Origin of the sequence: Pseudomonas sp. 2725 (genome assembly GCF_050434585.1) — a bacterium.
GTDB classification, from domain to species: domain Bacteria; phylum Pseudomonadota; class Gammaproteobacteria; order Pseudomonadales; family Pseudomonadaceae; genus Aquipseudomonas; species Aquipseudomonas jessenii.
In genome coordinates this window covers 809,926-822,119 of sequence record NZ_JBNDIV010000001.1, presented here as the reverse complement: position 1 = coordinate 822,119, position 12,194 = coordinate 809,926, and the positions used below count along the sequence as shown (strand labels likewise).

13 protein-coding genes are annotated in these 12,194 nt (G+C 60.7%); 7 read left to right on the top strand and 6 right to left on the bottom strand.

Translation table 11 applies throughout. The annotated features are described in order from the left end of the window. Positions 1-300: 300 nt before the first annotated feature. Positions 301-1,092, top strand: coding sequence for a crotonase/enoyl-CoA hydratase family protein (locus ABIE16_RS03875; protein WP_090457063.1), 792 nt, complete (start codon positions 301-303; stop codon positions 1,090-1,092). 106 nt (positions 1,093-1,198) lie between these two features. Here the strand turns inward: ABIE16_RS03875 and ABIE16_RS03870 are convergent, their stop codons facing one another. Beyond that, positions 1,199-1,954 carry a spermidine synthase gene (locus tag ABIE16_RS03870; protein WP_223532603.1) on the bottom strand — a complete coding sequence of 252 codons (756 nt, stop codon included), beginning with the start codon at positions 1,952-1,954 and terminating at the stop codon, positions 1,199-1,201. 150 nt (positions 1,955-2,104) lie between these two features. On the opposite strand from ABIE16_RS03870, the gene ABIE16_RS03865 reads away from it, so the two are divergent. Then, positions 2,105-3,451 (top strand): class II 3-deoxy-7-phosphoheptulonate synthase, encoded by a 1,347-nt coding sequence (locus tag ABIE16_RS03865; protein WP_150759484.1) that lies wholly within the window; start codon positions 2,105-2,107, stop codon positions 3,449-3,451. Positions 3,452-3,548: 97 nt separating this feature from the next. On the opposite strand, the gene ABIE16_RS03860 is transcribed toward ABIE16_RS03865, so the two are convergent. Next, the gene (locus tag ABIE16_RS03860) at positions 3,549-4,778 is read right to left on the bottom strand and encodes a winged helix-turn-helix domain-containing protein (RefSeq protein WP_429520592.1); all 1,230 of its coding nucleotides are present in this window, start codon (positions 4,776-4,778) and stop codon (positions 3,549-3,551) included. A gap of 64 nt (positions 4,779-4,842) precedes the next feature. Then, positions 4,843-5,058, bottom strand: a complete 216-nt coding sequence (locus ABIE16_RS03855; RefSeq protein WP_008049076.1) for a DUF1127 domain-containing protein — start codon at positions 5,056-5,058, stop codon at positions 4,843-4,845. 95 nt (positions 5,059-5,153) lie between these two features. Here ABIE16_RS03855 and ABIE16_RS03850 point away from each other — a divergent pair, with 95 nt between their 5' ends. Further along, positions 5,154-6,008 carry a LysR substrate-binding domain-containing protein gene (locus ABIE16_RS03850; protein WP_150812291.1) on the top strand — a complete coding sequence of 285 codons (855 nt, stop codon included), beginning with the start codon at positions 5,154-5,156 and terminating at the stop codon, positions 6,006-6,008. Here ABIE16_RS03850 and ABIE16_RS03845 read toward each other — a convergent pair. Continuing rightward, the gene (locus tag ABIE16_RS03845) at positions 5,998-6,747 is read right to left on the bottom strand and encodes a sulfite exporter TauE/SafE family protein (RefSeq protein WP_429520591.1); all 750 of its coding nucleotides are present in this window, start codon (positions 6,745-6,747) and stop codon (positions 5,998-6,000) included. The two genes, ABIE16_RS03850 and ABIE16_RS03845, sit on opposite strands and share 11 nt — an antisense overlap. A gap of 111 nt (positions 6,748-6,858) precedes the next feature. Between ABIE16_RS03845 and ABIE16_RS03840 the strand changes: the two genes are divergently transcribed. From ABIE16_RS03840 to ABIE16_RS03825, 4 genes are all read left to right on the top strand, one after another. Continuing rightward, positions 6,859-7,815 (top strand): LysR family transcriptional regulator, encoded by a 957-nt coding sequence (locus tag ABIE16_RS03840; protein ID WP_429520590.1) that lies wholly within the window; start codon positions 6,859-6,861, stop codon positions 7,813-7,815. A gap of 67 nt (positions 7,816-7,882) precedes the next feature. Beyond that, the gene (locus ABIE16_RS03835; protein ID WP_150812289.1) at positions 7,883-8,344 is read left to right on the top strand and encodes a MarR family winged helix-turn-helix transcriptional regulator; all 462 of its coding nucleotides are present in this window, start codon (positions 7,883-7,885) and stop codon (positions 8,342-8,344) included. 362 nt (positions 8,345-8,706) lie between these two features. After that, positions 8,707-9,126 (top strand): organic hydroperoxide resistance protein, encoded by a 420-nt coding sequence (locus ABIE16_RS03830; protein WP_046031808.1) that lies wholly within the window; start codon positions 8,707-8,709, stop codon positions 9,124-9,126. A 34-nt stretch (positions 9,127-9,160) separates the two neighbouring features. Then, positions 9,161-10,174, top strand: coding sequence for an alpha/beta hydrolase fold domain-containing protein (locus ABIE16_RS03825; protein ID WP_429520589.1), 1,014 nt, complete (start codon positions 9,161-9,163; stop codon positions 10,172-10,174). Between the two features lie 166 nt (positions 10,175-10,340). Here the strand turns inward: ABIE16_RS03825 and ABIE16_RS03820 are convergent, their stop codons facing one another. Both ABIE16_RS03820 and earP read right to left on the bottom strand, forming a co-directional pair. Then, the gene (locus ABIE16_RS03820) at positions 10,341-10,910 is read right to left on the bottom strand and encodes an elongation factor P (protein ID WP_007943632.1); all 570 of its coding nucleotides are present in this window, start codon (positions 10,908-10,910) and stop codon (positions 10,341-10,343) included. Positions 10,911-10,958: 48 nt separating this feature from the next. Continuing rightward, positions 10,959-12,101 (bottom strand): elongation factor P maturation arginine rhamnosyltransferase EarP, encoded by a 1,143-nt coding sequence (gene earP / locus ABIE16_RS03815; RefSeq protein WP_429520588.1) that lies wholly within the window; start codon positions 12,099-12,101, stop codon positions 10,959-10,961. Positions 12,102-12,194: the final 93 nt, after the last annotated feature.

The following is a 12,194-nucleotide window of genomic DNA, read 5'->3' as shown; positions in this document are numbered from 1 at the left end:
GAATCGTCAAGGAAGAGTCCGCTGGGCGGACGTGCAGCCGAAGCTGGCTTCGGGGAATTGCGCTACCTAAACGCGGCCCGGTTAAAGGCCGGCGCGCACTATACCGGAATTCGCCCAAAAAGGGAGCTTTTTTTATCGGAGATCCACCGGATACACCGTTGTGTAACAGGCTTTGCGAATAATCGGTCAGCCGTCTATTTTTCAAAGGCCCGGCCTTGCGGGTGATGGCGCTAAAACGGTTCACCCTTTACCGTGCAGACCGCCGGTCTGGCACGCCTTTCCCACCCCGAGGACCGCTCCATGAATCAGCCCAGCTCCAGTCGAGTCAGCCGCGAACGGCATGGTCATGTGTTCCTGATCGGTCTGGATCGGGTGGCCAAGCGCAATGCCTTCGATCTCGACCTGCTCAACGCGTTGAGCCTGGCCTATGGCGAGTTCGAAGCCGACAGCGAGGCGCGGGTGGCGGTGGTGTTCGCTCATGGCGAACACTTCACCGCCGGGCTCGACCTGGTCAATGCCAGCGTCACACTGACAGATGGCTGGCAGGTTCCACCCGGCGGCTGTGATCCGTGGGCGGTGTTCGCAGGTCCCAGGGTCAGCAAACCGGTAATCGTCGCCGCCCAGGGCTACTGCCTGACCATCGGCATCGAATTGATGCTGGCCGCCGACATCAACCTGTGCGCCAGCAACACCCGGTTCGCGCAGATGGAAGTGCAACGCGGAATCTTCCCGTTCGGCGGTGCGACCCTGCGCCTGCATCAAGTGGCCGGCTGGGGCAATGCCATGCGCTGGTTGTTGACCGGTGATGAATTCGACGCCCGTGATGCCTTGCACTTGGGTCTGGTGCAGGAGGTCATGGCCAGTGAGGACTTGCTGCCCCGGGCGATTGAACTGGCCGAACGGATCGCCCGTCAGGCACCGCTTGGGGTGCAGGCGACGCTGATGTCTGCGCGACAGGCCCGGTATGAAGGGGAAACCGCGGCGGCACAGGCGTTGCCGCAGCTAGTCAAGAAGTTGATGGCTACCGAGGACGTCAAGGAAGGTGTGCGGTCGATGGTGGAGCGGCGGCCGGGCGTGTTCAAAGGGGTTTAGCCTTGTATTGCCAGTAAGAAAGCTATCGCGAGCAAGCTCGCTCCCACAGGGGATCGCGGTCAAATGTGGGAGCGAGCCTGCTCGCGATGGGGCCATCGATGACAACTCAGGTAGCCGGGCGAATCGCCTTGATCAACGAATCCAGCGAGTACCCCAACCGCGGCGCCAGCGCTTCGGCGCGGGCGATCAGGCCGTCCATGTCCAGATCCTGGTCCAGCTCCGACGGCACGATCAGAATCACGTTGCCCTCCTTCACCGGCAGCTCCCAGTAATGTCGGTGATACAAACCGCGCAACAAGGCGGCGCCCAGGGGTTTGCCATCGTCGGTCGCCCACTGATTGATGACCAGCCAGCCACCCGGATTCAATCGCTTCTGGCAGTTTTCCAGAAAGCTCCATGCCAGATGACCGACACCCGGACCGACATCGGTATAAAGGTCGACGAAAATCAGGTCGGCCGACTCAGCGGTGTCCAGCAGTTCCAGCGCATCGCCAACGCGGATGTACAGGCGCGGATCGTCATCCAGCCCCAGATATTCAATAGCCAGGCGCGGTACGTCCGGGCGTAGTTCGATGGCTTCGACATCTTCCAGCGGCAGGAACTTGAGGCAGGCCTGGGTCAGTGTCCCGGCGCCGAGGCCGAGAAACAGCGCACTTTCCGGTTGCTGGTGGCACAGCGCACCAATCAGCATCGCCCGGGTGTAGTCGTACTCGAGCCAGCTCGGATCGGCCGTGAACACGCAGCTTTGCTCGATGGCATCACCGAACTCGAGAAAACGGTAATCGGCCACTTCCAGCACACGAATCACGCCGAACTCGTCCTGTACCTCGGCGAGCAGATGCTCGACGCGCTCCTCAGTCATTTCATCTCCTGATCGTCACCGGGGCCGGCAACGCAATAACACCGCGTGTAGAGAGCGGCAAAGGCGAGATTGTCGGCGAAGCGACAGGAACAGGTCACGCACTAATTTGCTGATAACATGGACGTCCGAGCGAAAACACTAGAGACCGTGATGAGCCAACCCTGGAGCCCTGACAGCTGGCGCGCCCTGCCGATCCAGCAACAACCCCGATACCCCGACGCCGCGCATCTGCAGCAGGTCGAGCAGACCCTGGCCAGCTATCCGCCACTGGTGTTTGCCGGTGAAGCCCGGGAGTTGCGCCGTCAGTTTGCCGAGGTGACCCAGGGTCGCGCGTTTCTGTTGCAAGGTGGCGACTGCGCCGAAAGCTTCGCCGAATTCTCCGCGGCGAAAATCCGCGACACCTTCAAGGTGTTGTTGCAGATGGCGATCGTGATGACCTTTGCCGCCGGCTGTCCGGTGGTCAAGGTCGGGCGCATGGCCGGGCAGTTCGCCAAGCCCCGTTCGGCCAATGACGAAACCATCGATGGCGTGACCTTGCCCGCCTACCGTGGCGACATCGTCAACGGTATCGGTTTCGACGAAAAAAGCCGCGTGCCGGACCCGGAACGCCTGCTGCAGTCCTATCACCAGTCCACCGCCACCCTGAACCTGTTGCGTGCATTTGCCCAGGGCGGTTTTGCCGATCTGCACCAGGTGCACAAGTGGAACCTGGACTTCATTGCCAACTCGGCGCTGGCGGAAAAGTACAGCCACCTGGCCGACCGTATCGATGAAACCCTGGCATTCATGCGCGCCTGCGGCATGGACAGTTCGCCGCAGTTGCGCGAAACCAGTTTCTTCACCGCCCACGAAGCGCTGCTGCTGAACTACGAAGAAGCCTTCGTGCGTCGCGACAGCCTGACCAACGACTACTACGACTGCTCGGCCCACATGCTGTGGATCGGCGATCGCACCCGTCAGCTGGACGGCGCCCACGTCGAATTCCTGCGCGGGGTGAACAACCCGATCGGGGTCAAGGTCGGCCCGAGCATGAACCCGGACGACCTGATTCGCTTGATCGACGTGCTCAACCCGCAGAACGATCCGGGTCGCCTGAACCTGATCGCGCGTATGGGCGCGAACAAGGTCGGCGATCACTTGCCTCAGCTGATCCGCGCCGTCCAGCGCGAAGGCAAGCAGGTGCTGTGGAGTTCCGACCCGATGCACGGCAACACGATCAAGGCCAGCAGCGGCTACAAGACCCGCGACTTTGCGCAGATCCTTGGCGAGGTGAAGCAGTTCTTCCAGGTACACGAAGCCGAAGGCAGTTATGCCGGGGGTATCCACATTGAAATGACCGGGCAGAACGTGACCGAGTGCATCGGTGGAGCGCGCCCGATCACCGAAGATGGCTTGTCGGATCGCTACCACACCCACTGCGACCCGCGGATGAATGCCGATCAGTCGCTGGAGCTGGCGTTTTTGATTGCTGAAACCTTGAAGCAGGTTCGGCGCTAGATTTTGCTTCTCTGATAGACCGCCATCGCGAGCAAGCTCGCTCCCACATTGGACCGCGCTCCCCTGTGGGAGCGAGCTTGCTCGCGAAGAGGCCAGCTCAGCCACCCTCAATCTGTGCCAGTGCCACCCGCAACCTCGCCGCACTCGCCCGCGGGCAATTCAGCTGAACCTGTGCCAGCCCCAGCCAATCCGCCATCTGCCGCAGATTGACCGCCAACGCCACCATCCCCTCGTCATCCAGCCCTGCCTCCTCCTCATGCACCGCATGCACCGCCAAACGGCCCGCCCCCCGTTCGGCGCGCAGATCGACTCGTGCGGCAATCTGCTCGTTGTGCAAAAACGGCAGGACGTAATAGCCGTACACCCGTTTGTCCGGCGGCGTGTAGATCTCCAGCCGATAGCGGAAATCAAACAGGCGCTCGGTCCGGCTGCGTTCCCAGATCAGCGAATCGAACGGCGAAAGCAAGGCACTGGCCACGACTTTACGCGGCACTTTCGGCTCGGGCAGACAATAGGCCGGTTGTCGCCAACCCTGCACTTCGCAGGTCAGCAATTCCCCGGCCTCGACCAACTCGGCCAAACGTGGACGACTGTCCGCAGGGTTCAAGCGGAAATAGTCACGCAAATCCTTCTCCGTACCGACCCCCAAGGCCATCGCCGCATGCCGCAACAGGCCGCGCTGGGCCTCGTCTTCACTCAGGACGGGGTGCGCAAGCACCGCCGAGGGAATCACCCGCTCCGGCAGATCGTAGAGCCTTTCGAATCCGCGCCGTCCGGCAACGGTCACTTCACCGGCAGCGAACAACCATTCCAGCGCATGCTTTTCCGCGCTCCAGTCCCACCAGGGGCCGGCCCGTTCCTGACGGGTCGACAGGCTGCCGGCCCCCAGCGCGCCCTGCTCCTCGACCGAGGCCAGCACCCGGCGAATTGTGTCCTGTTGCTCACGACCGAAGCGCGCCAGCTGCTGATAAATGTCTTCGCCACGGCTCGCACGCTGCATGCGCCAACGCATCAACGGGTACATGGAAAGTGGCAACAACGAGGCTTCATGGCCCCAATACTCGAACAACGTGCGGCGCCGGCCCTGACTCCAGGCAGCCTGGTCGAGCAAATCGGAGGAGTAGTTACCGAGGCGGGAAAACAGCGGAAGGTAGTGCGAGCGCACCAATGCATTGACCGAATCTATCTGCAAAATGCCCAGCCGTTCGATCAGGCGATTGAGCGCAACAGCCTTGATCGCCGCTGGCGGCGACCGCCCGTTGAACCCTTGGGCGGCCAGCGCCAGACGCCGAGCCTGTTTGAGGGTAAAGGACAACGTTGCGGGCATGGGTGCCTCCTTGTCTGCTCGCAACCTACCTCACCGGTAAGGGGTTTGTGTAGCGTGGCATTCATCATTTATGCATCGGGTCATTCCAGAACGGCTTGATCGACTCGTTCTCCACATCCGCACGGCTCATGCCGATGTCCTTGAGTGCTTCGTCGCTCAAGCTCGCCAGCAATTCGCGCTCGCGATGCAATTCGTACCAGCGGCCGACCTTGTGCAGCAGATCGGATATCACGTGAATCGAGTGTTTTTCTGATCCTTGGAACTCGTGTTGACCTTTCATCTTGTTGCCCTCCGTTTGGATGGCTCCAGTCTCGCGCCGGGTCTAAGATCAATCCAACGAATGTTTCTGATGTCACATATCTCGGAGATTGATGGATGTCCGCCTACCCGAGTATCGATACCGAAGTGTTGCGCACCTTCGTCGCCATCGCCGACCAGGGCGGCTTTACCCGCGCCGGCGAAATCGTCAACCGCACCCAGTCAGCCGTCAGCATGCAGATGAAACGACTGGAAGAAGATGTGCTACAGCGCCAGTTGTTCCAGCGCGACGGGCGGCAGGTGCGGCTGACGGCCGAAGGCCAGGTATTGCTCGGCTATGCGCGGCGGATCCTCAAGCTGCACAGTGAGGTCTTCAATACCTTGCGTGAGCCCGACATGGTCGGCACGGTGCGTATCGGCACGCCGGACGATTATGTGATGCGGTTCCTCCCGGGGATTCTGCGCCGGTTTGCCCAGTCTTACCCGCTGATTCAGATAGAAGTGCACTGCGAATCATCCAAACAACTGTTGATGCGCCAGGACCTCGACCTGTCCATCGTGACCCGTGAACCGGGCAGCGAAATCGGCCAGTTGTTGCGCAAGGAACGTTTTGTCTGGGCCGAAGCGCAATGCTACAGCGCTCATGAGCAGACGCCGCTGCCACTGGCAATGTTCAACAGTGATTGTTTCTGCCGCCTGTGGGCCTGCAATGCCCTGGATGCCCGGGGGCGCGATTACCGGGTGGCGTACAACAGCGACAGCCTGTCGGCGATCATGGCCGTGGTCAGCGCCGGCCTGGCCGTCACGGCGCAACTTGAAAGCCTGATCACCGCGGACATGCGCATCCTTGGTGAGGCCCAGGACCTGCCGCTGCTGCCCGAGGCCAGCATCATGCTCGTGCGCAATCTGCATAACCCGTCACCCATCACCGAGTGCCTGGCCGAGCACATCATCGAAGGCTTCAAACTTTGAAGGCGAGCATCACCGCACAGAACACCAGGAACCCGCAAAACAGCCCGCGCAGCAGCCGCTCCGGCAATGCGTGGGCAACCTTCACGCCCCAACTGATGCTCATCAGCCCACCGACCGCCAAGGGCAAGCCGATCACCCAACTGACCTGATGGTGCGCGGCGTAAGTCACCAGCGTCACCCCCGTACTCGGCAAGGCCAGCGCCAACGACAGCCCCTGCGCAACCACTTGGCTCGTGCCGAACAGGCTGGTCAGCACCGGTGTCGCCACCACCGCGCCCCCCACGCCGAACATCCCGCCCATCGTGCCGGATGCAGCGCCAAGCAGGCCCAGCCAGGGCCATGAGTAGTTCATCTGCGAAGCCGGCGGAGCGCTGGCGGCGAACATGCGAACGAGGTTGTACGCCGAGAGTGCGATCAGAAACGCAACAAAGCCTATGCGCATGGTTTGCGCATCAATGCCCACCGCCCAGATCGACCCGAGCCAGGCGAAGCAAAACCCCATGATGGCCAGCGGTAACGCGTGACGCAGTTCGATCCGGATGCGCTGATGATAGCGCCACAGCGCCAGCATCACGTTCGGCACCACCATCACCAGCGCGGTGCCTTGGGCAATCTGCTGATCGAGCCCGAACAGCACGCCCAGCAGCGGAATGGCGATCAGGCCGCCGCCGATGCCAAACAAACCGCCGAGCGTGCCCAACGCAGCGCCGAACACCAGATACATCAAGAACTCAATCACAGCATTTTCCCCGTTGCCGTCAGGCCTTTGATCCTACGCAGTTGCTTCTGGCACGGAAACGCATAGCAACGCACAATGGCTGTGCCAAATTCGCACAAGCACAAACCTGCCATGAACCCCAATCAACTGACCGACCAACTGGCCTTGTTCCTCGATGTGCTGGAAACCGGCAGTTTTTCCGCCGCCTCGCGCCGTCATCCGCTAACCCCTTCGGCCGTGGCACGGCGTATCGACAGCCTGGAAAGCGCGGTCGGCAGTCAGCTGTTCCTGCGCAGCACGCATGCGGTACGCGCCACGCCGGCAGGATTGGCCTTTGCCGAGCGCGCACGGCGGATCGTCGCCGAACTGCGCCTGGCCCGGGCCGAGGCGGTGTCCCTGAGCAGCGCGCCGGAAGGCCTGATTCGTATCGATGCGCCGGCAGCCTTTGGTCGCCGGCACCTGGCACCGGTGATTGCCGATTTCCTGATGCTCTACCCCGGGCTCGATGTGCAACTGCACTTGATCGACAGCTTCGTCGACATGCAGGGCCTGAACCTCGGCAAGGTCGATCTGGTGCTGCGCGCCGGGCAATTGGCCGATACCCGGCTGGTGGCCACGCCACTGGCGAGCATGGTGCGTATCGCCTGCGCCAGCCCTGATTATTTGCGGCGTCGCGGCGTGCCGACCGAGCCGACACAGCTGATTGGACACGACGGACTCGACTGGGATGGCCTGGCTCCGCCCTTCGCCTGGCGTTTCGAGCGCGACGGGCAAATGCAGTTGCACCGGCCGGCGCGGATCCGCATGAGCGCCAACAATGCCGAGGCGCTGGTGTGCGGTGCATTGGCCGGACTGGGTATCGCGCACCTGCCGACCTGGCTGGCCAGCGAATACCTGTTGCGGGGTGAGTTGCTGCCGCTGTTCTGCGACAGCGGTCTGCCGAAACCGGAAAGCGCCGGCATCTACGCCTTGCGCCTGGAACAGCAGCCAAACTCCCGCAGTCGCTTGTTGCTGGAGTACCTGAAAACCCGCTTCAGCCCGATTCCGCCCTGGGACCTGGTGCTGCAAACCCATTTGCAACGGCACTGATCAAAATTATCTGGCACATTAAAGACTCGCCCGCTAGATTCTTCAGATCACAGATCAAGGCTTCGACATGACCACCGAGCGCAACACCCCGGACAACTGCGACAACCTGCTGCTGGACAATCAGGCGTGCTTCGCCCTGCATTCCACTTCGCTGATGATGACCAAGGTCTACAAACCCTTGCTGCAAGCGCTGGGCCTGACCTACCCGCAATACCTGGCGATGATGGTGTTGTGGGAAAAGGACGGTTTGACCGTAGGTGAAATCAGCACGCGGTTGCTGACCGATCCTGGCTCGTTGACGCCGCTGCTCAAGCGCCTGGAAGCCGAAGGCCTGCTCAGCCGAACCCGCAGCCGCGAAGATGAGCGGGTGGTGATCGTCGAACTCACCGAACAGGGCCGGGCGTTGCGCGACAAGGCCCGGGACATTCCCCAATGCATCCTCGGCGCCAGCGGGATGACCCTGGAGCGCCTGAAAAACCTGCAGGCGGAACTGCAGGAGTTGCGTCGCCACCTGCAAGATAGCCTCTAGTCTCCAAACCACCACAAATCCCTTGTGGGAGCGAGCTTGCTCGCGATGGCGGTGTATCAGTCAGCATCATTGCTGAATGTGAGACTGCAATCGCGAGCAAGCTCGCTCCCACAGCGGCTCTGCGGCCCACCAGAAAACCGGGTTCGCCACCCTCCCCAGAAAAAAACCCGCTGAAAATCCCCCTCGATACCTCTAGCTCAATACTTTCAACCTAAACCACCTCACAGCCTTGCGTCTTTTTTCAAATTTCCTTGAAAATTTATCTTGCGCGCCAAACATTAGCGCGATACATTTATTTCGCACTTACTTAGCGCGCAAACATTTAGCGCAAAACAAACAAAACCCTGAACGAGGCTTTCACCATGCAAACTCTCTACACCGCAATCGCAACTTCCACCGGTGGCCGTGACGGTCGTGCGGTTTCCAGCGACAACATCCTCGACGTCAAGCTCGCCACGCCCAAAGAACTCGGCGGTGCCGGCGGCGCAGCCACCAACCCGGAGCAACTGTTCGCTGCCGGCTACTCCGCCTGCTTCATCGGTGCCCTGAAATTCGTGGCCAGCCAGACCAAGCGCAGCATTCCTAACGACGCTTCGATCACCGCTCATGTCGGCATCGGCCAGATCCCTGGCGGCTTCGGCCTGGACATCGACCTGCACATCAGCCTGCCGGGTCTTGAACAAGCCGATGCTCAAGCACTGGTCGATGCGGCCCACCAGGTCTGCCCGTACTCCAACGCCACCCGTGGCAACGTCGATGTGCGTCTGCACGTAACCGTCTAAGCGCTGACTACCCAGGCCCGAACAGGAAACGAACATGAACACTTTCAGCAAAGTCTTGACCGGTACCCTTCTCGCCTTGTCCATCAGCAACGCGTTCGCAGGTACCGGGGTTGAACACAACACCCAGGCGTTCCTCGACGTTCTCAACGCCGGAACCGGCAAGCCGATGGAGCAAATGACGCCCGCCGAGGCCCGCGCCGTGCTGGTGGGCGCGCAGGCCGGGGTGAAGCTGACGCTGCCAAAAGCCGATGTCAGCCAGAAGACCATTCAAGTCGACGGCCAACCGATCAGCCTGACCATCGTCCGGCCGGCCGGGGTCAAGGGCGAGCTGCCGGTGTTCATGTTCTTCCACGGCGGTGGCTGGGTGCTGGGGGACTTCCCGACCCACGAGCGGCTGGTGCGTGACCTGGTGACGGGTTCGGGTGCCGCGGCCGTATTCGTGAACTACACGCCGTCGCCGGAAGCGCATTACCCGGTGGCGATCAACCAGGCTTACGCCGCAACCCGATGGGTGGCCGAGCACGGCAAAGAGATCAACGTCGATGGCCAGCGCCTGGCGGTAGCCGGCAACAGTGTCGGCGGTAACATGGCGGCTGTGGTTGCGCTGATGGCCAAGGACAAGGGCACACCGGCGATCAGGTTCCAGGTGCTGTTGTGGCCGGTGACTGATGCCAACTTCGAAACCGCGTCCTACAACCAGTTTGCCGAAGGGCACTTCCTCACCAAAAACATGATGAAGTGGTTCTGGGACAACTACACCACCGACGCCAAGCAACGGAACGAGATCTACGCCTCGCCACTGCGCGCAACCACCGCCCAGTTGAAAGGATTGCCTCCAGCGCTGGTGCAGACCGCCGGGGCCGACGTATTGCGCGACGAAGGCGAAGCCTACGCCCGCAAGCTGGACGAGGCCGGTGTGCCGGTGACCTCGGTTCGCTACAACGGCCTGATCCACGACTACGGTTTGCTCAACGTGGTGAGCCAGGTGCCAGCGGTGCGTTCGGCGATGCTGCAGGCTTCGCAAGTGCTCAAGGAACACCTGAAATAAAAACTGTGGGAGCGAGCTTGCTCGCGATAGCGGACTGTCAGGCAACATCTTTGTTGAATGGTCGGACGCCATCGCGAGCAAGCTCGCTCCTACAGAGGGTGGAGTGTTTCAGGCAAAAAAAAAAGCCCGACTCAATGGTCGGGCTTTTTCATTCCTGAAGCTGTGCTTATTTGGCACGGCCTTTGTAGGAACCGCCTTCGCGGGTATCGATCTCGATCATGTCGCCGATTTCGATGAAGTCAGCAACCGACAGCTCGGTACCGTTCTTCAGTTTGGCAGGCTTCATCACCTTGCCGGAAGTGTCGCCGCGAGCGGAACCTTCGGTGTAGTCAACCTGACGCACGATAGTGGTCGGCAGCTCTACGGAAACCAGACGCTCTTCGAAGAAGATCGCTTCGCAAACATCGGTCATGCCTTCTTCAACGAAAGGCAGAACGGCTTCGATGTCTTCAGCGTTCAGCTCGTACATGGTGTAGTCGGTGGTGTCCATGAACGTGTAGGTGTCGCCGCTGATGAAGGACAGGGTCGCTTCTTTGCGGTCGAGGATTACGTCGTCCAGTTTGTCGTCGGCGCTGTAAACGATCTCGGTCTTGTAACCGGTCAGCAGGTTTTTCAGCTTGGTCTTCATGATCGCGCTGTTACGACCGGACTTGGTGAATTCAGCTTTCTGAACCAGCCAAGGATCGTTTTCGAGACGAATCACGGTCCCGGGTTTCAGTTCTTTACCAGTTTTCATTGCGAATATCCGAATTTGGATGGGATTTACAAAAATCTAGGCCGCGTATCATATCCAATTTCCATAAAACTGTACCAGCGCCGTGGCAAGATCGGCCTGCAATGCCTGCTCCAGACACCACGCCTCGGCGTGTTTTTCCAGCTCTGGCCAGTGTTTACGAGTGAATTGCCAGTGGTCGGCCATTTTTTCACCGGCGTTCCACGCCCGCCAGAGACCGCTGATCGCCTCCCGCGCAGGCGCAGATAACCCCTTCACATAGAGTTCGAGGAAGGCTTCGAGCTTGTCCAGGTGGATGTCTTCTTCCTGCCGGTAGATATGCCAGAGAAATGGCCGGCCAGCCCATTGCGCGCGCACAAAGGAATCTTCGCCGCGCACGGCATTGAAATCGCAGCACCACAGCAACCGGTCGTACTGGTCCTGGCGGACGAATGGCAGCACTTGCACGGTCAAGGCATCACGCACATGCACGGCACCGGCCGCCAAACCCTGTACACCGAGCCAACGCTCGACGTCGCCGAGAATCCGCCCTTCCGGCACCAGCAGATGAGTGGCAGTAGAATCGCCGGCCATTGCATCAAGCCAACTGGCCAGACCGGTGTTTTCGTAGGCAAACAATGAGATCAGCTGCGCGCCGGGCGCAGGATCAATTCCCAAGCCTTGCAGGAATTTTCTTTGAGCCTGCGGGTTTTGCTGAAATTGCCGACGCCGTTCCAGCAACCCTCGCTCACGCAGCAGTCCGCCGGTGCCCTTCTGAAATCCCGGGAAGAAGAAGAACTTCTGCACGTTTTTGTACTTCACCGAGGGCAAACCGTGGCAGCCGATGACCCAGTCCTCGGCGCTCAGGTAATCCAGGTTCATCCACAGCGGCGTCTTCTCCCGTTCGGCCATGGCGTCCATATAGGCGCTCGGCAATTGGCAGGCAAAAGCAGCAATCACCACATCGGCGGCTTCGGTCGGTTGCCACTCGGCTGGCCATTGGCGCACTTCGACGCCTTGCTGCAACTGCCTGGGAGCATGGATGTCGATTTCCGGGCACAGGCGCTCGAACGCTCGCAGGTCATCGACCCATAGACGCACCGCCAGCCCATGTTCGGCCACCAGTTGCCGGGCCAGTCGCCAGGTCACGCCGATGTCGCCGAAGTTGTCGACCACGGTGCAAAAAATATCCCAGCGGGTTTTCATTTCAGGCATTCCAGGCTCCCGTTGGCAAAGGCGCCGATTGTCCGCATAAATTACCCCGTGCAGAAGAGCCGACGGCGATTATTCTTCATGCGACAATCGCCA

What these genes read in the sequence shown, in the direction of transcription:
- ABIE16_RS03850 (WP_150812291.1), top strand. Translation starts at nt 5,154, where the DNA reads ATGTCCGCCTACCCGAGTATCGATACCGAAGTGTTGCGCACCTTCGTC.
- ABIE16_RS03820 (WP_007943632.1), bottom strand. Translation starts at nt 10,910, where the DNA reads ATGAAAACTGGTAAAGAACTGAAACCCGGGACCGTGATTCGTCTCGAA.
- ABIE16_RS03860 (WP_429520592.1), bottom strand. Translation starts at nt 4,778, where the DNA reads ATGCCCGCAACGTTGTCCTTTACCCTCAAACAGGCTCGGCGTCTGGCG.
- ABIE16_RS03840 (WP_429520590.1), top strand. Translation starts at nt 6,859, where the DNA reads ATGAACCCCAATCAACTGACCGACCAACTGGCCTTGTTCCTCGATGTG.
- ABIE16_RS03865 (WP_150759484.1), top strand. Translation starts at nt 2,105, where the DNA reads ATGAGCCAACCCTGGAGCCCTGACAGCTGGCGCGCCCTGCCGATCCAG.
- earP (WP_429520588.1), bottom strand. Translation starts at nt 12,101, where the DNA reads ATGCCTGAAATGAAAACCCGCTGGGATATTTTTTGCACCGTGGTCGAC.
- ABIE16_RS03835 (WP_150812289.1), top strand. Translation starts at nt 7,883, where the DNA reads ATGACCACCGAGCGCAACACCCCGGACAACTGCGACAACCTGCTGCTG.
- ABIE16_RS03875 (WP_090457063.1), top strand. Translation starts at nt 301, where the DNA reads ATGAATCAGCCCAGCTCCAGTCGAGTCAGCCGCGAACGGCATGGTCAT.
- ABIE16_RS03830 (WP_046031808.1), top strand. Translation starts at nt 8,707, where the DNA reads ATGCAAACTCTCTACACCGCAATCGCAACTTCCACCGGTGGCCGTGAC.
- ABIE16_RS03825 (WP_429520589.1), top strand. Translation starts at nt 9,161, where the DNA reads ATGAACACTTTCAGCAAAGTCTTGACCGGTACCCTTCTCGCCTTGTCC.
- ABIE16_RS03870 (WP_223532603.1), bottom strand. Translation starts at nt 1,954, where the DNA reads ATGACTGAGGAGCGCGTCGAGCATCTGCTCGCCGAGGTACAGGACGAG.
- ABIE16_RS03855 (WP_008049076.1), bottom strand. Translation starts at nt 5,058, where the DNA reads ATGAAAGGTCAACACGAGTTCCAAGGATCAGAAAAACACTCGATTCAC.